Genomic DNA, 22,155 nt, shown 5'->3' on the forward strand with positions numbered 1-22,155 from the left:
TTTCTTATTTTTACCCATCATTAAAATTCACCCATTCAATAAAACCCACTAAAAATTATCGAATCATCAACAAACACATCCTTACACCATACCTTTTTTCACTAATCGACAATCACTATTACGTTTTTTATTTTTTCACCGTCAAATCGCTTGCGCACAGTGCTGCTTTGCGGCATTTTTTTAAACAAGCAAACACAACAAGCAACAAATACCAGGTTAACGGAGAAGGTTATGTGTTCAATTTTTGGCGTATTCGATATCAAAACAGACGCAGTTGAGCTGCGGAAGAAAGCACTCGAGCTGTCACGCCTGATGCGTCATCGCGGCCCGGACTGGTCCGGTATTTATGCCAGCGATAACGCCATTCTCGCCCACGAACGTCTGTCAATTGTTGACGTTAACGCGGGGGCGCAACCTCTCTACAACCAACAAAAAACCCACGTACTGGCGGTAAACGGTGAAATCTACAACCACCAGGCATTGCGCGCCGAATATGGCGATCGTTACCAATTCCAAACCGGGTCTGACTGCGAAGTGATCCTCGCGCTGTATCAGGAAAAAGGGCCGGAATTTCTCGACGACTTGCAGGGCATGTTTGCCTTTGCCCTGTACGACAGCGAAAAAGATGCATATCTGATTGGTCGCGACCATCTGGGGATCATCCCACTGTATATGGGGTATGACGAACACGGTCAGCTGTATGTGGCCTCAGAAATGAAAGCCCTGGTGCCAGTATGCCGCACGATTAAAGAGTTCCCGGCGGGGAGCTATTTATGGAGTCAGGACGGCGAAATCCGTTCTTATTATCATCGCGACTGGTTCGACTACGATGCGGTGAAAGATAACGTGACCGACAAAAACGAGCTGCGTCAGGCGCTGGAAGATTCCGTTAAAAGCCATCTGATGTCTGATGTGCCTTACGGTGTGCTGCTCTCGGGGGGACTGGATTCCTCAATTATTTCCGCGATCACCAAGAAATACGCCGCCCGTCGCGTGGAAGATCAGGAACGCTCTGAAGCCTGGTGGCCGCAGTTGCACTCCTTTGCTGTAGGTCTGCCGGGTTCACCGGATCTGAAAGCAGCCCAGGAAGTGGCAAACCATCTGGGCACTGTACATCACGAAATTCACTTCACTGTACAGGAAGGTCTGGATGCCATCCGCGACGTGATTTACCACATCGAAACTTATGATGTGACCACTATTCGCGCTTCAACACCGATGTATTTAATGTCGCGTAAGATCAAGGCGATGGGCATTAAAATGGTGTTGTCCGGTGAAGGTTCTGACGAAGTGTTTGGCGGTTATCTTTACTTCCACAAAGCGCCGAACGCTAAAGAACTGCATGAAGAGACGGTGCGTAAACTGCTGGCCCTGCATATGTATGACTGCGCGCGTGCCAACAAAGCGATGTCAGCCTGGGGCGTGGAAGCACGCGTTCCGTTCCTCGACAAGAAATTCCTCGACGTGGCGATGCGTATTAACCCGCAGGATAAAATGTGCGGTAACGGTAAGATGGAAAAACACATCCTGCGTGAATGTTTTGAGTCGTACCTGCCTGCAAGTGTTGCCTGGCGGCAGAAAGAGCAGTTCTCCGATGGCGTCGGTTACAGTTGGATTGACACACTGAAAGAAGTGGCGGCACAGCAGGTTTCTGATCAGCAACTGGAAACAGCCCGCTTCCGCTTCCCATACAACACGCCGACCTCAAAAGAAGCGTACCTGTACCGGGAGATTTTTGAAGAACTGTTCCCGCTTCCGAGCGCCGCTGAGTGCGTGCCGGGCGGTCCTTCCGTCGCGTGTTCTTCCGCTAAAGCGATTGAGTGGGATGAGGCGTTCAAGAAAATGGACGATCCGTCTGGTCGTGCGGTTGGCGTTCACCAGTCAGCGTATAAATAAGACGTGTAATATTGCCCCGGAGAAATCCGGGGCAATTTCAGTTACTGGGGAGCTTGTTGATTCTGATATGAAGTGAGGAAATGTTCCGGATTTGCTACATCGCTGTCAGATAATTCATTACTGTAAGCGACTGACCAGGTTGCCGATTCCTCCGGGATATGCAGGCTTCCATTTCCCTCTTTCAGGCGTAATAACTCAAAAGATTCACCCTTGATTACAGTGGTATAAGATTTCTCACCTTCCTGTAATACTTTTACTTTGCAGCGAAAAATCTGACCATCGATGTCATTATCAACATGAGATACCTGAACGAGTGCCTCATTAGATGCTTTCGGCCCGATTCGCATCATCCACACCACAGCGCCTTCCTGCCCACGATAGCCAAAAACATATTTACCGATTTCCGGTTTGACCGTATCGGCAAACGCGGATTGCATAAGTATTAAGACACCCATCAACATCATCATAAAACGCAGCATAGTATTCCCTCAATAAATCGCCTGAAGTGATAGCAGAGATGCAGGCGTAGCGATCCCTGCCCTGTCCTGTTGCAACGGGCCAGTATTTCATGGATTAATTTCCCACCACTATTGTTGAATTCCGAATTTCATCCTGTACGACAAAAGAATGGCTGTAGGGTGGGGAAAAAACACAAAGTAAACAATAATTGACGAATATAGCGCCACGCTGTTCGCAACCTAACCAAACAGTCACTTTCGAGCAATTTTCCTTGAAAAAGATGTTGACGCTGCAAGGCTCTATACGCATAATGCGCCCCGCAACGCCGATAAGGTATCGCGAAAAAAAAGATGGCTACGTAGCTCAGTTGGTTAGAGCACATCACTCATAATGATGGGGTCACAGGTTCGAATCCCGTCGTAGCCACCATCTTTTTTGCGGGAGTGGCGAAATTGGTAGACGCACCAGATTTAGGTTCTGGCGCCGCAAGGTGTGCGAGTTCAAGTCTCGCCTCCCGCACCATTCACCAGAAAGCGTTGTACGGATGGGGTATCGCCAAGCGGTAAGGCACCGGTTTTTGATACCGGCATTCCCTGGTTCGAATCCAGGTACCCCAGCCATCTTCTTCGAGTAAGCGGTTCACCGCCCGGTTATTGGGGTATCGCCAAGCGGTAAGGCACCGGTTTTTGATACCGGCATTCCCTGGTTCGAATCCAGGTACCCCAGCCATCGAAGAAATAATCTGGCTACGTAGCTCAGTTGGTTAGAGCACATCACTCATAATGATGGGGTCACAGGTTCGAATCCCGTCGTAGCCACCAAATTCTGAATCTGTCGAATAGATTCGGCAAATTCAAAAACAAATTTGTTGGGGTATCGCCAAGCGGTAAGGCACCGGATTCTGATTCCGGCATTCCGAGGTTCGAATCCTCGTACCCCAGCCAATTTATTCAAGACGCTTACTTTGTAAGTGCACCCAGTTGGGGTATCGCCAAGCGGTAAGGCACCGGATTCTGATTCCGGCATTCCGAGGTTCGAATCCTCGTACCCCAGCCACATTAAAAAAGCTCGCTTCGGCGAGCTTTTTGCTTTTCTGCGTATATTCAATGCCGAATGTGATGCTGACACGTCTTATCCTTCAATGTCGGATGCGACGCTGGCGCGTCTTATCCGACCTACGGTTGGCATGCATCCGGCAATGTTGTAAGGCTACAACCCTAACGCATATTTCAGCGCCTGACGTTTCAACACGCCAGCACGCTCCGCAGCCATTAATCCGAGATTACGCACAAAACGCAGCGGCGGCAGATTATTGCTGAATCCGGCATAAAACAGATCCATACCGCTTTGCATAATGAAGTTATCCGCCATGCGCCGCATCTGGTAACGCTTGAGCACAGGATAACTGGCCCACGCTTCGCCATAGCTGCGGGCGTTGACCAGAACATCAATCAGGGCATCAACATCACGATAACCAAGATTCACTCCCTGCCCCGCCAGCGGATGGATGGTATGCGCGGCATCGCCCACCAGTGCAAGCCCTGGTTGCACATACTGCAACGCATGGCGACGTGTCAGCGGAAACGCACCAGCGGCAAGCGGTGTCACGTAACCCAGACGCGACGGGAAATGTTTCTCGATTTCCGCCTGTAACTGCACCATATTCATATTCTGCAACTGGCGAATGCGCGCCGGAGAGTCATACCACACCAGCGATGCCCAGTTATCAAACAGCGGCAGAAACGCACGCGGTCCGTCCGGGGTAAATTGCTGCCAGGTGCTGTCGCCGGGATCGTTCTCGCACTGTACGCTAATCAACATACACGACTGCGCATACTGCCAGGCATGAACGCCAATTCCCGCCATCTGCCGCACCTGCGAATTTGCGCCGTCGGCACCAATCACCAGTTTCGCGCGGATCACTTCGCCGCCCTTCAGTTCCAGCTCCTGAAGATCATTATGGCGATGCAGCGCAATCAGCGAGGTTGGCACACGTAACGTCACGTTCGGATGCGCTTCCAGCGCCTGCCACAGCGCCTGTTGCAGGACAGTGTTTTCTACCATATAGCCCAGCAACGGTAACTTAAGTTCAGCGGCGTCAAACGCCACATGCGCCGTTTCCCACTCCCAGGTTTCCAGTCTGCGGTAAGGATGGCAACGCATAGCCTGTACTGCATCCCAGACGCCTAAACCTTTAAGCAATGATACCGAAGCCGCACTAATCGCCGAGATCCGCACATCCGGCTGGCTGTCAGCGACAAACGGCGCAGGTTCTGCGTGCTCGATTACCGTTACCGAAAATCCGTGCTGTGCCAGTCCCAGCGCCAGTGCACCGCCGACCATTCCTCCGCCGACAATGGCAATTTCCGTTGGTTGATTTGTCATGGTCAATCATCCTGTTAGCAATATGCTTTAAGTTTACAGGATTTTTACCCCCAAGGGCTGATAACGCTCATACTGGTCACAACGGCAGCAAAGCATTACACTATGCGCCCTGCATTCCTGGCTACTATTTCGCAAGAGCAAGTCGATGACCAAAAAACTCCATATTAAAACCTGGGGCTGTCAGATGAACGAGTACGATTCATCGAAGATGGCCGATCTGCTGGATGCCACCCACGGCTATCAACTGACCGACGTGGCGGAAGAAGCAGATGTGCTGCTGCTGAACACCTGCTCAATCCGCGAGAAGGCTCAGGAAAAAGTCTTCCATCAGTTGGGTCGCTGGAAACTGTTAAAAGAGAAGAATCCAGACCTGATTATCGGCGTCGGCGGCTGCGTGGCATCGCAAGAAGGCGAGCATATTCGCCAGCGCGCCCACTATGTCGATATTATTTTTGGGCCGCAAACACTGCACCGTCTGCCGGAGATGATCAACTCCGTGCGCGGCGACCGCAGCCCCGTTGTAGATATCAGCTTCCCGGAAATCGAGAAGTTCGACCGTCTGCCGGAACCGCGCGCCGAAGGGCCGACTGCGTTTGTCTCCATCATGGAAGGCTGCAATAAATATTGCACCTACTGCGTGGTGCCTTACACCCGTGGTGAAGAGGTAAGCCGTCCGTCCGACGATATTCTGTTTGAAATTGCCCAGCTTGCGGCTCAGGGCGTGCGTGAAGTCAACCTGCTCGGTCAGAACGTGAACGCCTGGCGTGGTGAAAACTACGACGGCACCACCGGATCGTTTGCCGATCTGCTGCGTCTGGTTGCTGCGATCGACGGGATCGATCGTATTCGCTTTACCACCAGCCATCCGATCGAATTCACCGACGATATCATCGAAGTGTATCGCGACACGCCGGAGCTAGTGAGCTTCCTGCATCTGCCGGTACAGAGCGGTTCCGATCGCATTCTGAACCTGATGGGCCGTACTCATACGGCACTGGAGTACAAAGCGATCATCCGTAAACTGCGTGCGGCGCGTCCGGATATTCAGATCAGTTCTGACTTCATCGTTGGCTTCCCTGGCGAAACCACCGAAGACTTCGAGAAAACGATGAAGCTGATTGCCGACGTCAATTTCGACATGAGCTACAGCTTTATCTTCTCTGCACGTCCGGGTACACCAGCCGCCGATATGGTTGATGATGTTCCGGAAGAAGAGAAGAAGCAGCGTCTGTATATTCTGCAAGAACGTATCAATCAGCAAGCGATGGCATGGAGCCGCCGGATGCTCGGCACCACCCAGCGTATTCTGGTAGAAGGCACTTCACGTAAGAGCATCATGGAGCTTTCCGGGCGTACCGAAAATAATCGTGTGGTCAACTTCGAGGGCACACCGGATATGATCGGTAAATTCGTCGATGTAGAAATTACCGACGTCTACCCGAACTCTCTGCGCGGTAAAGTGGTGCGTACCGAAGATGAAATGGGTCTGCGCGTGGCAGAAACACCGGAATCGGTGATTGCCCGTACCCGCAAAGAAAACGACCTGGGCGTGGGTTATTATCAGCCGTAATTCTCAGGCCCGCCGGTCTGGTAAGTTTTGAGACTGACGACAAACGCAAATTGCCTGATGCGCTACGCTTATCATGCCTACATGATTCCAGCAATATATTGAATTTGCATGAATTTGTAGGCCGGATAAGGCGTTTACGCCACATCCGGCATGAACAACACGCTCTTCGTCAATAATCACTGGCCCGCCGTTCCGGTGGGCCTTGTTTTTTCTCTCTTTATCCCCATCTTTATCGCAATGCTTGCGCCTTTTTCCTGTGGCGTGAATAATTTCGTTATAGGCCGGTGAATGTTCAGCTTCCGGCGGCATACAGATAAGAGGAACAGTTTGAACATAGACACTCGCGAAATCACCCTGGAGCCAGCAGACAACGCGCGTCTGTTGAGCCTGTGCGGCCCGTTTGATGACAACATCAAACAACTCGAACGCCGTCTCGGCATCGAAATCAATCGCCGCGATAACCACTTTAAACTGACCGGCCGCCCGATTTGCGTCACCGCCGCGGCAGACATTCTGCGCAGCCTGTATGTCGATACCGCCCCAATGCGCGGTCAGATTCAGGATATCGAACCAGAACAGATCCACCTTGCGATTAAAGAAGCGCGCGTGCTGGAGCAAAGCGCAGAGAGCGTGCCGGAGTACGGCAAAGCGGTCAATATCAAGACCAAACGCGGCGTAATTAAACCGCGCACGCCAAACCAGGCGCAGTACATCGCCAATATTCTCGACCATGACATTACCTTCGGCGTTGGCCCGGCGGGTACGGGTAAAACCTACCTGGCGGTAGCTGCGGCAGTTGATGCCCTGGAGCGCCAGGAAATCCGCCGTATTCTGCTGACTCGTCCGGCGGTAGAAGCCGGTGAGAAACTGGGCTTCCTGCCTGGCGATTTAAGCCAGAAAGTAGACCCGTATCTGCGCCCGCTGTACGACGCGCTGTTTGAAATGCTGGGCTTTGAGAAAGTCGAGAAGCTGATTGAGCGCAACGTTATTGAAGTCGCGCCGCTGGCCTATATGCGTGGTCGTACGCTGAACGACGCGTTTATCATTCTTGATGAGAGCCAGAACACCACCATCGAACAGATGAAGATGTTCCTGACCCGTATCGGTTTTAACTCAAAAGCGGTTATCACCGGCGACGTCACGCAGATCGACCTGCCGCGTAATACCAAGTCTGGTTTGCGTCACGCCATCGAAGTGCTGGCCGATGTCGAAGAGATCAGCTTTAACTTCTTCCACAGCGAAGACGTGGTTCGTCACCCGGTGGTGGCGCGTATCGTTAACGCCTATGAAGCCTGGGAAGAAGCCGAACAAAAACGTAAAGCGGCGCTGGCGGCAGAACGCAAGCGCGAAGAACAGGAACAAAAATGAGTCAGGTGATCCTCGATTTACAACTGGCATGTGAAGATAATTCCGGGCTACCGGAAGAGAGCCAGTTTCAGACATGGCTGAATGCGGTGATCCCGCAGTTTCAGGAAGAGTCGGAAGTGACTATTCGCGTGGTCGACACCGCCGAAAGCCACAGTCTGAATATGACCTATCGCGGTAAGGATAAGCCGACCAACGTGCTCTCCTTCCCGTTTGAAGTGCCGCCTGGCATGGAGATGTCGCTACTGGGCGATCTGGTTATCTGCCGTCAGGTGGTTGAGAAGGAAGCTCAGGAGCAAGGCAAACCACTGGAGGCGCACTGGGCGCATATGGTGGTGCATGGCAGTCTGCATTTGTTAGGTTACGATCACATCGAAGATGACGAAGCAGAAGAAATGGAAGCCCTCGAAACAGAGATTATGCTTGCTCTGGGCTATGAGGATCCGTACATTGCCGAGAAAGAATAATTTGCCAGGCATTTGACTGGCAGATGTCCCCGCCGTTGGTGATTAACGACGGCGTTTTGATTAACTAACATGAGAACCCATACGACGCCATGAGCGACGACAATTCACACAGTAGTGACACGATAAGCAACAAGAAGGGATTTTTCTCCCTGTTACTCAGCCAACTTTTCCACGGTGAACCGAAAAACCGTGACGAACTGCTGGCGCTGATCCGTGATTCCGGGCAGAACGACCTTATCGACGAAGATACGCGCGATATGCTCGAAGGGGTAATGGACATCGCAGACCAACGCGTTCGCGACATCATGATCCCCCGCTCCCAGATGATTACCCTGAAACGCAACCAGACGCTGGACGAATGCCTTGATGTCATCATCGAGTCCGCCCACTCACGTTTCCCGGTGATTAGCGAAGACAAAGATCACATTGAAGGGATTCTGATGGCGAAAGACTTGCTGCCGTTTATGCGCAGCGATGCTGAAGCCTTCAGCATGGACAAAGTGTTACGTCAGGCGGTTGTCGTTCCTGAAAGTAAGCGCGTAGACCGGATGCTGAAAGAGTTTCGCTCTCAGCGTTACCACATGGCGATCGTCATTGACGAATTCGGTGGGGTTTCCGGTCTGGTGACCATTGAAGACATCCTGGAACTGATTGTTGGTGAGATTGAAGACGAGTATGACGAAGAAGATGATATCGACTTCCGTCAGCTGAGTCGTCATACCTGGACTGTGCGCGCACTGGCTTCCATTGAAGATTTCAACGAAGCGTTCGGCACCCACTTTAGCGATGAAGAGGTTGACACCATCGGTGGTCTGGTGATGCAGGCGTTTGGGCATCTTCCGGCGCGTGGCGAAACCATCGACATCGACGGTTACCAGTTCAAAGTGGCGATGGCCGATAGTCGGCGTATTATTCAGGTTCATGTCAAAATCCCGGATGACTCACCCCAGCCAAAGCTGGATGAATAAAACCGAAACTGGATAGATAACTACATGGCTTTTGCCTCATTAATTGAACGCCAGCGCATTCGCCTGCTGCTGGCGTTATTATTCGGTGCCTGCGGAACGCTGGCCTTCTCTCCTTACGACGTCTGGCCTGAGGCGATTATTTCGCTGATGGGGCTTCAGGCGTTGACCTTTAACCGCCGTCCACTCCAGTCTGCCGCTATTGGCTTTTGCTGGGGATTTGGCCTCTTTGGCAGCGGTATTAACTGGGTCTATGTCAGCATCGCGACCTTTGGCGGAATGCCTGGCCCGGTTAACATCTTCCTGGTGGTACTGCTGGCGGCGTATCTGTCGCTGTATACCGGACTGTTTGCTGGCGTGTTGTCGCGTCTGTGGCCGAAAACCACCTGGCTACGCGTGGCGATTGCCGCCCCTGCTCTCTGGCAAGTAACCGAGTTTCTGCGCGGTTGGGTGCTGACTGGCTTCCCGTGGTTGCAGTTCGGCTATAGCCAGATTGACGGCCCGTTAAAAGGGCTGGCACCGATAATGGGCGTGGAAGCCATTAACTTTCTGCTGATGATGGTTAGCGGCCTGCTGGCACTGGCGTTAGTCAAACGCAACTGGCGTCCGCTGGTGGTGGCCGTCGTGCTGTTCGCCCTTCCCTTCCCGCTGCGTTACATCCAGTGGTTCACCCCGCAACCGGAGAAAACCATTCAGGTTTCGATGGTTCAGGGCGATATTCCGCAATCGCTGAAGTGGGACGAAGGCCAGCTTCTTAATACGCTGAAGGTTTACTACAACGCAACGGCACCACTGATGGGTAAATCGTCGCTGATCATCTGGCCGGAGTCAGCGATAACCGATCTGGAAATTAATCAGCAACCGTTCCTCAAAGAGCTGGATGGCGTTCTGCGTGAGAAAGGTAGCTCGTTGATCACCGGGATTGTCGACGCGCGTCTCAATAAGCAGAACCGCTACGATACCTACAACACCATCATCACGCTGGGTAAAGGTGCACCGTACAGCTACGAATCAGCCGATCGCTATAACAAAAACCATCTGGTGCCGTTTGGCGAGTTTGTCCCGCTGGAGTCGATTCTGCGTCCGTTAGCACCGTTCTTTGATCTGCCGATGTCGTCGTTCAGCCGTGGGCCATATATCCAGCCGCCGCTGTCGGTAAATGGTATTGAGCTTACTGCGGCTATTTGCTACGAGATCATTCTTGGAGAACAAGTGCGCGATAACTTCCGCCCGGATACCGACTATCTGCTGACTATCTCCAACGATGCGTGGTTTGGTAAGTCTATTGGTCCATGGCAGCACTTCCAGATGGCGCGAATGCGTGCGCTGGAGCTGGCGCGCCCGCTACTGCGCAGCACCAATAACGGCATTACGGCGGTGATTGGTCCTCAAGGTGAGATTCAGGCGATGATCCCGCAATTCACCCGCGAGGTGTTGACCACTAACGTGACGCCGACTACCGGACTCACGCCATACGCACGTACCGGCAACTGGCCGCTTTGGGCGCTGACGGCGCTGTTTGGTTTTGCCGCTGTGTTGATGAGTCTGCGTCAGCGACGTAAATAATCCCTTCTTATCGTGCCGGAATACATCCCGTATTTCGGCACGCTCGCCGGATGCGGCATGCACACCTTTTCCACCTTCACCATTCTTCTGTCCATTTCTGGCACATCTATTGCTTTGTTATACAAGGCAAACCTTGAACCGGCATTAGCGCAACCCGGTTGCACCACAACAATCCACCGGTAGCACCAAAAAGGTGCATTTTAAGAATTTTGCTTCGGAATGGTGCGGTGCATCTCGCAAAAACAAACAATAAAACAGCAATATCTTTACATTTAGCCAAACTAAATGTTACCTAACAAGCACAACACTGCACAATAAAGTTGCAGATGATAACAACACAAACACTCACAACGGGTATCCATGCGTTTTTAACGCAGAAGATAAAGGAGTTGGATATGCAATTACGTAAACCTGCCACAGCAATCCTGGCCCTGGCGCTTTCCGCAGGACTGGCACAGGCAGATGACGCCGCCCCGGCAGCGGGCAGTACACTAGACAAAATCGCCAAAAACGGTGTGATTGTCGTCGGTCACCGTGAATCTTCAGTACCTTTTTCTTATTACGACAATCAGCAAAAAGTGGTGGGTTACTCGCAGGATTACTCCAACGCCATTGTTGAAGCAGTGAAAAAGAAACTCAACAAACCGGACTTGCAGGTGAAACTGATTCCGATCACCTCACAAAACCGTATTCCACTGCTGCAAAACGGCACTTTTGATTTTGAATGTGGTTCTACCACCAACAACGTCGAACGCCAAAAACAGGCGGCTTTCTCTGACACTATTTTCGTGGTCGGTACGCGCCTGTTGACCAAAAAGGGTGGTGATATCAAAGATTTTGCCGATCTGAAAGGCAAAGCCGTAGTCGTTACTTCCGGCACTACCTCTGAAGTTTTGCTCAACAAACTGAATGAAGAGCAAAAAATGAATATGCGAATTATCAGCGCCAAAGATCACGGTGACTCTTTCCGCACCCTGGAAAGCGGTCGTGCCGTTGCCTTTATGATGGATGATGCTCTGCTGGCTGGTGAACGTGCGAAAGCGAAGAAACCAGACAACTGGGAAATCGTCGGCAAGCCGCAGTCTCAGGAAGCTTACGGTTGCATGTTGCGTAAAGACGATCCGCAGTTCAAAAAGCTGATGGATGACACCATCGCTCAGGTCCAGACCTCCGGTGAAGCGGAAAAATGGTTTGATAAATGGTTCAAAAATCCAATTCCGCCGAAAAACCTGAACATGAATTTCGAACTGTCGGACGAAATGAAAGCACTGTTCAAAGAACCGAATGACAAAGCACTGAACTAATTACAAGAACCAGGGGCGGAAATTCCAGCCCTCTCGATTGTTACGTAGCACGGACAGACTATACGCCTGATGGTCGTTCCCCATCGGGCCTGAAAACCGCAATACGCTGGGTAACAATCTTCGAGGGTAGCAGTTAACGCTGCTACCCTCTTTTTTCTGGAGTAGATTTATGTCTATAGACTGGAACTGGGGTATTTTTTTACAACAAGCCCCGTTCGGCAACACCACCTATCTTGGTTGGATCTGGAGTGGTTTTCAGGTGACGATCGCTTTGTCGATCTGCGCCTGGATTATCGCTTTCCTCGTCGGCTCGTTATTCGGCATTTTGCGCACCGTTCCTAACCGTTTTCTCTCCGGTCTGGGTACGTTGTATGTCGAACTGTTCCGCAACGTGCCATTGATTGTGCAATTCTTTACCTGGTATCTGGTGATCCCAGAGCTGCTGCCGGAGAAAATCGGCATGTGGTTTAAGGCGGAACTGGACCCAAATATTCAGTTTTTCCTCTCCTCTATGCTCTGCCTGGGGCTGTTTACTGCGGCTCGCGTTTGCGAACAAGTACGCGCCGCAATCCAGTCACTACCGCGCGGGCAGAAGAATGCCGCGCTGGCAATGGGGCTGACGCTGCCGCAGGCTTACCGCTATGTGCTGCTGCCTAACGCTTATCGCGTTATCGTCCCGCCGATGACTTCCGAGATGATGAACCTGGTGAAAAACTCCGCCATCGCCTCGACTATCGGTCTGGTAGATATGGCGGCGCAGGCGGGTAAATTGCTCGACTACTCGGCCCACGCCTGGGAGTCGTTTACCGCCATCACGCTGGCGTATGTGTTGATTAACGCGGTTATCATGCTGGTGATGACGCTGGTTGAACGTAAAGTTCGCCTGCCCGGCAATATGGGGGGCAAATAATGTACGAGTTTGACTGGAGTTCTATTGTCCCTTCCCTGCCGTATCTGCTGGATGGGCTGGTGATCACCCTGAAAATCACCGTCACGGCAGTCGTGATTGGTATTTTGTGGGGCACCATGCTGGCGGTGATGCGCTTATCGAGCTTTGCGCCCGTTGCCTGGTTTGCCAAAGCCTACGTTAACGTGTTCCGTTCGATCCCACTGGTAATGGTACTGTTGTGGTTTTACCTGATTGTGCCGGGTTTTCTGCAAAACGTGCTGGGATTATCGCCGAAAACCGATATTCGTTTAATTTCTGCGATGGTGGCGTTTTCGATGTTTGAAGCGGCCTACTATTCAGAGATTATCCGCGCCGGTATTCAAAGTATTTCTCGTGGTCAGTCAAGCGCCGCGCTGGCGTTGGGGATGACTCACTGGCAGTCGATGAAACTGATTATTCTGCCGCAGGCGTTCCGCGCGATGGTGCCGCTGCTGCTCACTCAGGGTATCGTACTGTTCCAGGATACCTCACTGGTGTATGTGTTATCTCTGGCCGATTTCTTCCGTACCGCCTCAACCATTGGTGAGCGTGATGGTACGCAGGTCGAGATGATCCTGTTTGCCGGATTTGTTTATTTCGTTATTAGCCTTAGCGCGTCGTTGTTGGTCAGCTACTTGAAAAGAAGGACAGCATAATGATTACCCTGAAAAATGTTTCAAAATGGTATGGTCACTTTCAGGTGCTGACCGACTGCTCAACCGAAGTGAAAAAAGGCGAAGTGGTGGTGGTTTGCGGCCCGTCTGGTTCTGGCAAATCAACGCTGATTAAAACCGTCAACGGCCTCGAACCGGTGCAGCAAGGTGAAATCACTGTTGATGGCATCGTGGTTAACGACAAGAAAACCGATCTGGCAAAGCTGCGTTCCCGCGTCGGGATGGTGTTCCAGCATTTCGAGCTGTTCCCTCATCTGTCGATTATCGAAAACCTGACCCTGGCGCAGGTGAAAGTGCTTAAACGCGATAAAGCGCCGGCTCGTGAAAAAGCATTGAAATTGCTGGAGCGCGTGGGACTTTCCGCACATGCCAATAAGTTTCCGGCGCAGCTTTCCGGCGGTCAGCAGCAGCGTGTGGCGATCGCTCGCGCATTGTGCATGGATCCTATTGCGATGCTGTTCGACGAACCGACATCGGCGCTGGATCCGGAGATGATCAACGAAGTGCTGGACGTGATGGTGGAACTGGCGAACGAGGGGATGACCATGATGGTGGTGACCCACGAAATGGGCTTTGCCCGTAAAGTGGCGAATAGAGTGATCTTTATGGACGAGGGAAAAATTGTCGAAGACTCGCCGAAAGACGCTTTCTTCGATGATCCGAAATCGGACCGCGCAAAAGACTTCCTCGCGAAAATCCTGCACTAATCCTTCTGGCGCGCATACCCAGGTGCGCGCCATCTCACGCTTTATCGTTTCGGTCCTCGTATCTGTTACATTCCGGCGTTACCCTTGTCGCAAAGAAACACACAACAAGGAGCAACAATGGCACTGCCAATTCTGTTAGATTGCGACCCAGGTCATGACGACGCTATCGCAATAGTTCTCGCCCTCGCCTCACCAGAGCTTGATGTCAAAGCCATCACATCTTCCGCCGGAAACCAGACACCCGATAAAACATTACGCAATGTTCTGCGTATGCTTACCTTGCTTAATCGCACCGATATTCCGGTAGCAAGCGGTGCGGTGAAACCGTTAATGCGTGAGTTGATTATCGCGGACAACGTACACGGCGAAAGCGGTCTGGATGGTCCGGCATTACCGGAACCGACGTTTGCACCGCAAAACTGTACGGCGGTAGAGCTGATGGCGAAAACGCTGCGTGAAAGTGCGGAACCTGTCACCATTGTTTCTACCGGACCGCAAACTAACGTCGCCTTGCTGCTCAATAGCCATCCGGAACTGCACAGCAAAATCGCCCGTATCGTGATTATGGGCGGTGCAATGGGGCTTGGTAACTGGACGCCAGCCGCCGAGTTTAATATTTACGTTGACCCGGAAGCAGCGGAGATTGTCTTCCAGTCAGGGATTCCGGTGGTGATGGCCGGTCTGGATGTCACTCACAAAGCACAAATCCACGTTGAAGACACCGAGCGTTTCCGCGCGATTGGTAACCCGATTTCAACCATTGTTGCCGAACTGCTGGATTTCTTCCTCGAATATCATAAAGACGAAAAATGGGGCTTTGTCGGCGCGCCGCTGCACGATCCGTGCACCATTGCCTGGCTATTGAAACCCGAGTTGTTTACCACCGTGGAGCGCTGGGTCGGCGTTGAAACACAGGGGAAATATACCCAGGGGATGACAGTTGTTGATTATTACTATCTTACCGGTAATAAACCGAATGCCACTGTAATGGTCGATGTTGATCGTCAGGGCTTTGTTGATTTACTGGCTGAACGTCTGAAATTTTACGCTTAATACTCCTTATTGATTAAGATCACCACGTTTTACCAGGGTGGTCTTAATCTGGTTATCTCTTTTTCTTTCAAGATATAAATGCAATGGATAATGCAGAACTCGCCATTGGTATCGATCTCGGTACTACCAATAGTTTAATTGCTGTCTGGAAAGACGGTGCCGCACAATTAATTCCAAATAAATTCGGTGAATATTTAACACCATCCATAATTAGCATGGATGAAAATAACCATATTCTGGTCGGTAAACCGGCAGTGTCCAGGCGCACATCGCATCCTGATAAAACCGCAGCGTTATTTAAACGTGCGATGGGCAGTAATACCAACTGGCGTTTAGGCGGTGACACATTTAATGCACCGGAATTGTCCTCTTTGGTATTACGTTCATTAAAAGAAGATGCCGAAGAATTCCTGCAACAACCGATTAAAGATGTGGTGATCTCTGTTCCTGCTTATTTCAGTGATGAACAACGCAAGCATACCCGTTTAGCAGCAGAGTTAGCCGGGCTAAATGCAGTGCGCCTGATTAATGAGCCAACGGCAGCCGCGATGGCGTATGGCCTGCATACGCAGCAAAATACCCGCTCGCTGGTTTTTGATCTCGGTGGCGGCACGTTTGACGTCACGGTGCTTGAATACGCTACGCCGGTGATTGAAGTGCACGCCTCCGCGGGTGATAACTTTCTTGGTGGCGAAGATTTTACTCATATGCTGGTCGATGAAGTTTTAAGACGCGCGGAAGTTGCCAAAACCACGCTTAACGAGAGCGAACTGGCAGCCTTATACGCCTGCGTGGAAGCGGCAAAATGTAGCAATCAATCGCCAATGCACATTCGCTGGCAGTACCAGGATGAAACGCGGGAGTGCGAATTTTACGAGAACGAACTGGAAGATTTGTGGTTACCGCTACTCAACCGCTTGCGTGTGCCGATTGAACAGGCGTTGCGCGATGCACGTCTGAAGCCGAGTCAAATCGACAGCCTGGTACTGGTCGGCGGTGCGTCGCAAATGCCACTGGTGCAGCGAATCGCCGTGCGTCTGTTTGGCAAACTACCGTATCAAAGTTACGACCCGAGCACCATTGTCGCGCTGGGCGCAGCGATCCAGGCCGCTTGCCGCTTACGCAGCGAAGATATTGAAGAAGTGATCCTCACCGATATTTGCCCTTACTCGTTGGGCGTTGAAGTTAACCGCCAGGGCGTTTCCGGCATTTTCTCGCCAATTATTGAACGAAACACCACTGTGCCTGTATCGCGTGTAGAAACTTACTCAACCATGCACCCGGAACAGGATTCAATTACGGTTAACGTCTATCAGGGAGAAAACCACAAAGTTAAAAATAACATTCTGGTGGAATCATTCGATGTGCCGTTGAAGAAAACCGGGGCTTATCAGTCGATTGATATTCGCTTTAGTTATGATATCAACGGGTTGCTTGAAGTTGACGTGCTTCTGGAAGACGGCAGCGTTAAGTCCAGAGTCATTAATCACAGTCCGGTAACATTGAGCGCTCAGCAGATTGAAGAGAGTCGGGCGCGGTTATCCGCATTGAAAATTTATCCGCGCGATATGCTCATCAACCGTACCTTTAAAGCCAAACTGGAAGAGTTGTGGGCGCGTGCGCTGGGTGACGAGCGAGAAGAGATTGGCCGGGTGATCACCGATTTTGATGAGGCGTTGCAGTCAAACGATATGGCCCGCGTCGATGAGGTTAGGCGGCGGGCGAGCGATTATTTGGCCATTGAGATCCCATAAACACGGCTGCCGGATGCGGCGTAAACGCCTTATCCGGCCTACTCGTAGGTCGGATAAGATGCGTCAGCATCGCATCTAACTGAGCAACATCGCGATTTTGCCGAGAGCATAACCTATCACCAGCACCGTTAAGCTGATTTTAATAATGCTGGTAATGCTCTGTGGTTTTTCATCCTCATCATTTTTTTCTTCATGGTTTTCAGGTGTTGGCTCATCGACATCTTCATCCTCCGGCTCGAGTTTCACTTTTGTCAACAGCATCCGGGTGATAATGGCCTCTAATGGATGAGCGTCTCCGCCTTCCAGCCTTGTATTAAGACGGGCCAGCGTCTCTTGTTTCGGAAACGCTTCCAGTACTACCTGTTCCGCTACCCGATACAGATCCAGTAACGGTGAATCTTGCCCTGTCTCGCTACCGACTCTCGATTTCCACCACGCCCATGCTTTACGTTTGAAGAATAACGACTCGATAAACGATTGACCTAACGGCGATAATTTTCCGCTATGTAAAATTTCCGCCCATAACAGCCGCGTCCGGGCGCTCTCGCCGGGGACATATTTCAGCGGCTTACCTTGTGCATCAATCATGCTTCGCGCTTCGATAACCATCACTAATAACGCGAAATAATCCGGGCAATGACGCTTGCTCCACTGCAACAACAAATAATCCGCTAGTGTAGATGGGTAACTCTCCCAGTATGCGCAGAGATCGGCAAGCAGACTTTCCCCCTCACCGCAGTACAACCGTTGTGCACACGAGTAATATCGGGCATCTTCGCTTTCAGGTTCTTCCGTTTGCCACTGTTGGGCAACAGGAATGAGTTCCGCCATACCTGTTTGTACCGAGCTATACCAGCGCAACAATTTGCGATGCAACTTCTCATCATCAGGAATTAACCACGGACCTGCCATCGCCAAAAATGCAGTGACATAGTCAGGATGGTAACGACCGCAACGTTCCAGCGCGAAGTAATAATCAACAGTCTGGTTCTGTAACGCGACGGGATATTCCAGAAGGCTAAGGAAATCGAAACAATCCCCAGCCTGAATGGCCTCAAGAAAAGCCTCCCGCTCTTCTTCATCCATTCCTTCGCTGTCACTAAACGAATGCCAGTTCAAACGCTCTGCCAACAAAGATGCACAATTCAATGAAAGATATCGCGCCTTCATAGCGATTGCACACAGCGGCCAGCGTAATTGTTCGACATCCTCCATGTTCCAGGTATTTAATTGCTGAATAAATTTCTGCCAGGCGGAGGGCTGAAAACGATCACTTTCCGAAGCCAGTAAGGTTCTGAACGCTTTCAGTGCTTCGTGCTCTTCTGCAAGATCTTTCTCGTTATCAGCATTTTTTTCGTCTGGATTGACCGCAAGTCGCAGCGCCTCTTCATAGGCCTGGCGTAATGCTTTAAATCCCTGCGGATCGGTTTCTGGATGGTACAACGGTAAACGAGCAAGATAAGCCTGACGGATAATATCAACTTGTGTTGTGCTTTCGATTTCGAGGATTTGCCAACATGTTTTCATAGGTCGCTCACATCCTTAAGCGTTGCCGGGCATTCAGGCTGGGCAGTTAATGGCTGCCAGGGAAGCGTGGCATAGAAACGATCGGTTCCCGCAGCCAACTCCTCGAACATCCGACTCCCGGCGCTGTCGTATTTGTACAAGGTCAGCGCCTCGCGTAGCGAAGCGTTGTCTTCGCACTGAGCGGATTGCCAGTAGAGACGTCCTAACGAATAGGCGGAAAAATAGTGCATCCAACTGTGATAGTAATGGTGTGCTCGTTCATAGACACGCGATTGCAGCCATAAACTCTCGTCTTCCGTCAGCCACTTGTTGAGCACACCGACCCGTGACAGAAACCCCATTCGAACATAATCCCAGGCTTTGATTCCCCCTTCCCCGCAGCACATAGCGGTTTGTGCAACAAATTGGGTATAAATCAGCCCTCTGTCAGAGCCACCAGCTATTAATGCTTTCCACTCTTCAGGTGAAGAGCGATGCCATGCCAGATATAACCCGGCTAAATCATTTGCGTGACCATCATCGGTCATTTGGTAAATAGTCTGAATTAAATCATCACGATTATTTATTCCCCAGGATGATGACAGATCAAATTCTTTTATTCCGGTATACATGTTTAGCGAGTCATGTGCAGGCTTGCATCCCTTATTAAGAATCTCCATTGGCGTAGAAAGCGCAAATAGAAGGCGTTGTTCTTCCTTATCCATATATTAACAATCCTTTAAGTACATTAACTGACTACTTTTTTATTAATGATGAGTATAAACTTGACGCTTTCAAAATAAAAAAAATCGAAGTATTGATAAATGAACAAAAAAATATATTTTATATTCGCAATATTTATAGTTGCGGCTATCACTTGTATTAGCCAACCTAAGAAAACGACCTTGCGCGATAAAGCTATGGCGAATTATGTCTTTGATTATTTAAGATCACCAGGCAGTCTTCCGTTTACCACGGCAGCAACGGAGCTTTCCGCGATTCATGGTCACTCAACGTCGCAATATCGCCTTGGCGAATTTTATCTTCATGGTAGCGACGGTAAACCACTGGATTATACACAGGCGAGATACTGGTATGAGCAATCAGCAGAACAGGAAAATCCGCGCGCACAAAGCAAACTGGGGTGGATCTACCTGAAAGGTCTGGGAGTCAAACCAGATACCCGTAAAGCAATTCTCTGGTATAAGGAAGCAGCTGAACAAGGGTATGCTCATGCTCAATATACTTTGGGTTTGATCTACAGAAATGGCTCAGGTGTTAATGTTAACCATTATGAATCTCAAAAATGGTTAAAACTGGCCGCCAAACAACATTACAAAAATGCGGAAAGATTGCTTGCCGGGCTTCCCGCACATTAACGTCGACTGTCACCCGAAGAGATGGAGTATTTTCCCTATCAAACCAGCAAAAATAAAAATATAGAAAATAATTTTAATGATGCCCAGACAGCCCGGCCCACCATCATCAACAGGCATTGGCTGCGGTTGCGGCTCCGGTTCGACGGTTTGCTTCTCGGTAAAATTCGCCGACTGAATTAATAATCGACGAATAATTAATGCTTCCAGTGGGCAACGATCTTCTGCATCAAGACGAGCGACGATCGGCATTAATGATTCTTCTGTAGGCTGGTTCGCCAGCACTAATTGTTTAGCAACTAAATATAATGGCCATAAGGGATGCTCTGTATCACGCGTGAGTGAGATTCGCGGCTTACGCCCTTTGTGCAAAACAATCTCGACCAGAGAACGCCCCAGCGCGGAGAGTTTTTCATGGCTGAGTATTTCGTATAATTGAAAGCGCGTACTGGCGCTGTCGCCAGGAACATAAAGTAGCGGTTTTCCCTGATCGTTAACCAGTTCACGTGCTTCAATCATCATAACCACTAACGGGTAATAATCGACCCGATGCTGACGGCACCATTGCAACATTAAAGCATCCGCCTGGGTAGAGGGATACTCGCGCCAGTAGTCACAAAGTTCTGCCAGCAGGTTTTCGCCTTCTCCACAATAGACGCGTTGCGCGTATTCATAATAACGCGCATCTTCATTATCAGGTTCAGCTTCCCGCCACGACCGAACATAATCCAGGAGTTCGGGTATTCCCACGTGGCTTGAGGTATACCAGCACAGTAAATTTCTGTGCAGTTTTGCATCATCGGGGATAATCACTGCGCGATGTTGCGCTAAATACAGTGTCAGCCATTCTGGATGCGATGACCAAATCCGAGCGAACATTTGGTAAAAATCAATGGTTTCATTTTGCACGGCAACGGACAGATGCAGAATGGTCTGGAAGTTAAAAATATCCCCCTTCGCAATGGCATATAAAAAGGATTCCAGTTCTTCTTCGTCTATTTCCCCAGTGTTTTCCTCCTGCAACCACCGCAATCTTTCAGCTAATAACGCCACGCACTCGAAGGATAAATGGGCAGTGTTCATAGCTATCGCGCACAACAACCAGCGTAATTCATCAATCTCTTCCATCGAGCAATAATTTAATTGCTGAATGAATCGCTGCCAGGCTGAGGGCAGAAAACGTTCGCTATCAGAGGCAAGTAACGCACGAAAGGCGAGCAGAATTTCATGTTCTGCAACTTCATGTTCTTCTGCTTGCCAAACAGATTTAGCAGGCGACTGCGCAATCCGTAGCGCGTCTTCATACGCCTGACGCAGTTGTTTAAAGCCCTGTGGATCGGTTTCTGGATGAAAGGACGGTAACAGCGCCAGATAAGCGCGACGGATAATATCGACGTCAGTCGTTTCCTCTATTTCAAGGATCTTCCAGCAATTTTTCATAGGTCGCTCATATCCTTAAGCGTTTCCGGGCATGAAGGGTAGTCAGCCAGATGTTGCCAGGGTAAGGTCGCGTAATATGCATCGTCACTGGCAACTAATTGATAAAACATATCATTGCCGGAATCGTCGTATTCTTTACGCGCTAAGAATTCACGTAATAAAGGCAGATTATCATCCTCGGGAGACTGCCAATAATGTCGACCAAAGGTATAACCGGCAAAGTATTGCCGCCAGTTACTATAATAACGTAGCGCCCGTAAATGAATGCGCGACTGGATCCATAGACTTTCTTCTTCACTCAGCCAGTTATTAAGTACGCCCATCCGGCTTAAAAAACCCATCCGGACATAATCCCAGGCTTTGATTCCCCCTTCGCCACAGCATTCGGCGGTGCTGGCGACAAATTGCGCATAAGCCTGACCTTGCTCATTTAATTCAGCAAGATAGCCACGCCATTCACATGGCGAATAACGAAACCAGCGGTGATAAAACCCAGCCAACCGTGCAGCATGACCGTTATCGATCATTCGGTGAATTGTGCGCAGCAGGTCATCACGGCCATCAATTCCCCAGGAAGAAGAAAGGTCAAAAAAGCGTGTACCTAAATACATTTTGGGAGATGAATGCGAAGGTAAACAGCATTCATTGCGTATTTCCATCGGAGTGGAAAGTGCAAACAATATTTTTTGCGACTCCATGTCCATATAATTTGTCCTTAAATATTCATTTAATGAATATCA

General features: G+C 50.3%; 19 protein-coding genes and 7 tRNA genes. 20 read left to right on the forward strand and 6 right to left on the reverse strand.

Going from position 1 to position 22,155, the window contains the following annotated elements:
- Positions 1 to 231 precede the first annotated feature (231 nt).
- Positions 232 to 1,896 (forward strand): asparagine synthase B, encoded by a 1,665-nt coding sequence (gene asnB, locus D9738_RS11625; RefSeq protein WP_000337081.1) that lies wholly within the window; start codon positions 232 to 234, stop codon positions 1,894 to 1,896.
- A gap of 41 nt (positions 1,897 to 1,937) precedes the next feature.
- On the opposite strand, the gene D9738_RS11630 is transcribed toward asnB, so the two are convergent.
- Positions 1,938 to 2,375, reverse strand: coding sequence for a hypothetical protein (locus D9738_RS11630; RefSeq protein ID WP_130260228.1), 438 nt, complete (start codon positions 2,373 to 2,375; stop codon positions 1,938 to 1,940).
- 332 nt (positions 2,376 to 2,707) lie between these two features.
- Between D9738_RS11630 and D9738_RS11635 the strand changes: the two genes are divergently transcribed.
- The 7 genes from D9738_RS11635 to D9738_RS11665 all read left to right on the forward strand — a co-directional run bounded on the left by D9738_RS11635 (position 2,708) and on the right by D9738_RS11665 (position 3,411).
- Positions 2,708 to 2,784: transfer RNA gene (locus tag D9738_RS11635), tRNA-Met, on the forward strand.
- Positions 2,785 to 2,792: 8 nt separating this feature from the next.
- A tRNA-Leu gene (locus D9738_RS11640) sits at positions 2,793 to 2,877 on the forward strand.
- A 23-nt stretch (positions 2,878 to 2,900) separates the two neighbouring features.
- A tRNA-Gln gene (locus tag D9738_RS11645) sits at positions 2,901 to 2,975 on the forward strand.
- Positions 2,976 to 3,009: 34 nt separating this feature from the next.
- A tRNA-Gln gene (locus tag D9738_RS11650) sits at positions 3,010 to 3,084 on the forward strand.
- 15 nt (positions 3,085 to 3,099) lie between these two features.
- Positions 3,100 to 3,176 (forward strand) — tRNA-Met (locus D9738_RS11655).
- Between the two features lie 48 nt (positions 3,177 to 3,224).
- A tRNA-Gln gene (locus D9738_RS11660) sits at positions 3,225 to 3,299 on the forward strand.
- A 37-nt stretch (positions 3,300 to 3,336) separates the two neighbouring features.
- A tRNA-Gln gene (locus tag D9738_RS11665) sits at positions 3,337 to 3,411 on the forward strand.
- Positions 3,412 to 3,564: 153 nt separating this feature from the next.
- On the opposite strand, the gene ubiF is transcribed toward D9738_RS11665, so the two are convergent.
- On the reverse strand, positions 3,565 to 4,740 hold the full coding sequence (gene ubiF / locus D9738_RS11670; protein ID WP_130260229.1) for a 3-demethoxyubiquinol 3-hydroxylase: 1,176 nt from the start codon (positions 4,738 to 4,740) through the stop codon (positions 3,565 to 3,567).
- Positions 4,741 to 4,885: 145 nt separating this feature from the next.
- On the opposite strand from ubiF, the gene miaB reads away from it, so the two are divergent.
- From miaB to hscC, 11 genes are all read left to right on the forward strand, one after another.
- Complete coding sequence (miaB, locus tag D9738_RS11675) at positions 4,886 to 6,310, forward strand: tRNA (N6-isopentenyl adenosine(37)-C2)-methylthiotransferase MiaB (RefSeq protein WP_000162740.1); 1,425 nt, start codon at positions 4,886 to 4,888, stop codon at positions 6,308 to 6,310.
- A 327-nt stretch (positions 6,311 to 6,637) separates the two neighbouring features.
- Complete coding sequence (locus tag D9738_RS11680) at positions 6,638 to 7,678, forward strand: PhoH family protein (protein WP_001018040.1); 1,041 nt, start codon at positions 6,638 to 6,640, stop codon at positions 7,676 to 7,678.
- The gene (gene ybeY / locus D9738_RS11685) at positions 7,675 to 8,142 is read left to right on the forward strand and encodes an rRNA maturation RNase YbeY (RefSeq protein WP_130206518.1); all 468 of its coding nucleotides are present in this window, start codon (positions 7,675 to 7,677) and stop codon (positions 8,140 to 8,142) included. Before D9738_RS11680 ends, ybeY begins: the two co-directional genes overlap by 4 nt.
- Positions 8,143 to 8,231: 89 nt before the next feature.
- Positions 8,232 to 9,110 (forward strand): CNNM family magnesium/cobalt transport protein CorC, encoded by an 879-nt coding sequence (gene corC / locus D9738_RS11690; RefSeq protein ID WP_001278605.1) that lies wholly within the window; start codon positions 8,232 to 8,234, stop codon positions 9,108 to 9,110.
- Positions 9,111 to 9,134: 24 nt separating this feature from the next.
- Entirely contained in the window at positions 9,135 to 10,673 is a 1,539-nt protein-coding gene (gene lnt / locus D9738_RS11695; RefSeq protein WP_130260230.1) for an apolipoprotein N-acyltransferase, read from the forward strand.
- A 395-nt stretch (positions 10,674 to 11,068) separates the two neighbouring features.
- On the forward strand, positions 11,069 to 11,977 hold the full coding sequence (gene gltI, locus D9738_RS11700) for a glutamate/aspartate ABC transporter substrate-binding protein GltI (protein WP_001177085.1): 909 nt from the start codon (positions 11,069 to 11,071) through the stop codon (positions 11,975 to 11,977).
- Between the two features lie 169 nt (positions 11,978 to 12,146).
- Complete coding sequence (gene gltJ, locus D9738_RS11705) at positions 12,147 to 12,887, forward strand: glutamate/aspartate ABC transporter permease GltJ (RefSeq protein WP_000020950.1); 741 nt, start codon at positions 12,147 to 12,149, stop codon at positions 12,885 to 12,887.
- On the forward strand, positions 12,887 to 13,561 hold the full coding sequence (gene gltK, locus D9738_RS11710) for a glutamate/aspartate ABC transporter permease GltK (protein WP_000272828.1): 675 nt from the start codon (positions 12,887 to 12,889) through the stop codon (positions 13,559 to 13,561). Before gltJ ends, gltK begins: the two co-directional genes overlap by 1 nt.
- The gene (gene gltL / locus D9738_RS11715) at positions 13,561 to 14,286 is read left to right on the forward strand and encodes a glutamate/aspartate ABC transporter ATP-binding protein GltL (protein WP_000631384.1); all 726 of its coding nucleotides are present in this window, start codon (positions 13,561 to 13,563) and stop codon (positions 14,284 to 14,286) included. The genes gltK and gltL overlap by 1 nt, the downstream gene beginning before the upstream one ends.
- Positions 14,287 to 14,403: 117 nt before the next feature.
- A complete protein-coding gene (rihA, locus tag D9738_RS11720) occupies positions 14,404 to 15,339 on the forward strand; it encodes a pyrimidine-specific ribonucleoside hydrolase RihA (RefSeq protein WP_130206509.1) in 936 nt (311 codons plus the stop codon).
- Between the two features lie 83 nt (positions 15,340 to 15,422).
- Positions 15,423 to 17,093 (forward strand): molecular chaperone HscC, encoded by a 1,671-nt coding sequence (gene hscC / locus D9738_RS11725; RefSeq protein WP_130260231.1) that lies wholly within the window; start codon positions 15,423 to 15,425, stop codon positions 17,091 to 17,093.
- Between the two features lie 75 nt (positions 17,094 to 17,168).
- Here the strand turns inward: hscC and D9738_RS11730 are convergent, their stop codons facing one another.
- Positions 17,169 to 18,620, reverse strand: a complete 1,452-nt coding sequence (locus tag D9738_RS11730) for a J domain-containing protein (RefSeq protein WP_130260232.1) — start codon at positions 18,618 to 18,620, stop codon at positions 17,169 to 17,171.
- The gene (locus tag D9738_RS11735; protein WP_130260233.1) at positions 18,617 to 19,324 is read right to left on the reverse strand and encodes a DUF1266 domain-containing protein; all 708 of its coding nucleotides are present in this window, start codon (positions 19,322 to 19,324) and stop codon (positions 18,617 to 18,619) included. The genes D9738_RS11730 and D9738_RS11735 overlap by 4 nt, the downstream gene beginning before the upstream one ends.
- Positions 19,325 to 19,423: 99 nt before the next feature.
- Between D9738_RS11735 and D9738_RS11740 the strand changes: the two genes are divergently transcribed.
- Positions 19,424 to 19,978 (forward strand): tetratricopeptide repeat protein, encoded by a 555-nt coding sequence (locus tag D9738_RS11740; RefSeq protein ID WP_130206501.1) that lies wholly within the window; start codon positions 19,424 to 19,426, stop codon positions 19,976 to 19,978.
- A 9-nt stretch (positions 19,979 to 19,987) separates the two neighbouring features.
- Here the strand turns inward: D9738_RS11740 and D9738_RS11745 are convergent, their stop codons facing one another.
- Together D9738_RS11745 and D9738_RS11750 are read right to left on the reverse strand one after the other, a co-directional pair.
- Positions 19,988 to 21,415: a J domain-containing protein gene (locus D9738_RS11745; protein ID WP_130260234.1), complete on the reverse strand. Its 1,428-nt coding sequence runs from the start codon at positions 21,413 to 21,415 to the stop codon at positions 19,988 to 19,990.
- Positions 21,412 to 22,119 (reverse strand): DUF1266 domain-containing protein, encoded by a 708-nt coding sequence (locus tag D9738_RS11750; RefSeq protein WP_130206497.1) that lies wholly within the window; start codon positions 22,117 to 22,119, stop codon positions 21,412 to 21,414. The genes D9738_RS11745 and D9738_RS11750 overlap by 4 nt, the downstream gene beginning before the upstream one ends.
- Positions 22,120 to 22,155: the final 36 nt, after the last annotated feature.

Source organism: Escherichia sp. E10V5, assembly GCF_004212315.1.
In the GTDB taxonomy this organism is placed as follows: Bacteria; Pseudomonadota; Gammaproteobacteria; order Enterobacterales; family Enterobacteriaceae; genus Escherichia.

Coding starts and splice junctions, on each gene's coding strand:
- gltL (WP_000631384.1), top strand. CDS start 13,561: ATGATTACCCTGAAAAATGTTTCAAAATGGTATGGTCACTTTCAGGTG.
- ybeY (WP_130206518.1), top strand. CDS start 7,675: ATGAGTCAGGTGATCCTCGATTTACAACTGGCATGTGAAGATAATTCC.
- miaB (WP_000162740.1), top strand. CDS start 4,886: ATGACCAAAAAACTCCATATTAAAACCTGGGGCTGTCAGATGAACGAG.
- hscC (WP_130260231.1), top strand. CDS start 15,423: ATGGATAATGCAGAACTCGCCATTGGTATCGATCTCGGTACTACCAAT.
- D9738_RS11630 (WP_130260228.1), bottom strand. CDS start 2,375: ATGCTGCGTTTTATGATGATGTTGATGGGTGTCTTAATACTTATGCAA.
- D9738_RS11750 (WP_130206497.1), bottom strand. CDS start 22,119: ATGGACATGGAGTCGCAAAAAATATTGTTTGCACTTTCCACTCCGATG.
- D9738_RS11745 (WP_130260234.1), bottom strand. CDS start 21,415: ATGAAAAATTGCTGGAAGATCCTTGAAATAGAGGAAACGACTGACGTC.
- D9738_RS11730 (WP_130260232.1), bottom strand. CDS start 18,620: ATGAAAACATGTTGGCAAATCCTCGAAATCGAAAGCACAACACAAGTT.
- D9738_RS11735 (WP_130260233.1), bottom strand. CDS start 19,324: ATGGATAAGGAAGAACAACGCCTTCTATTTGCGCTTTCTACGCCAATG.
- gltK (WP_000272828.1), top strand. CDS start 12,887: ATGTACGAGTTTGACTGGAGTTCTATTGTCCCTTCCCTGCCGTATCTG.
- D9738_RS11740 (WP_130206501.1), top strand. CDS start 19,424: ATGAACAAAAAAATATATTTTATATTCGCAATATTTATAGTTGCGGCT.
- gltJ (WP_000020950.1), top strand. CDS start 12,147: ATGTCTATAGACTGGAACTGGGGTATTTTTTTACAACAAGCCCCGTTC.
- corC (WP_001278605.1), top strand. CDS start 8,232: ATGAGCGACGACAATTCACACAGTAGTGACACGATAAGCAACAAGAAG.
- lnt (WP_130260230.1), top strand. CDS start 9,135: ATGGCTTTTGCCTCATTAATTGAACGCCAGCGCATTCGCCTGCTGCTG.
- gltI (WP_001177085.1), top strand. CDS start 11,069: ATGCAATTACGTAAACCTGCCACAGCAATCCTGGCCCTGGCGCTTTCC.
- ubiF (WP_130260229.1), bottom strand. CDS start 4,740: ATGACAAATCAACCAACGGAAATTGCCATTGTCGGCGGAGGAATGGTC.
- asnB (WP_000337081.1), top strand. CDS start 232: ATGTGTTCAATTTTTGGCGTATTCGATATCAAAACAGACGCAGTTGAG.
- rihA (WP_130206509.1), top strand. CDS start 14,404: ATGGCACTGCCAATTCTGTTAGATTGCGACCCAGGTCATGACGACGCT.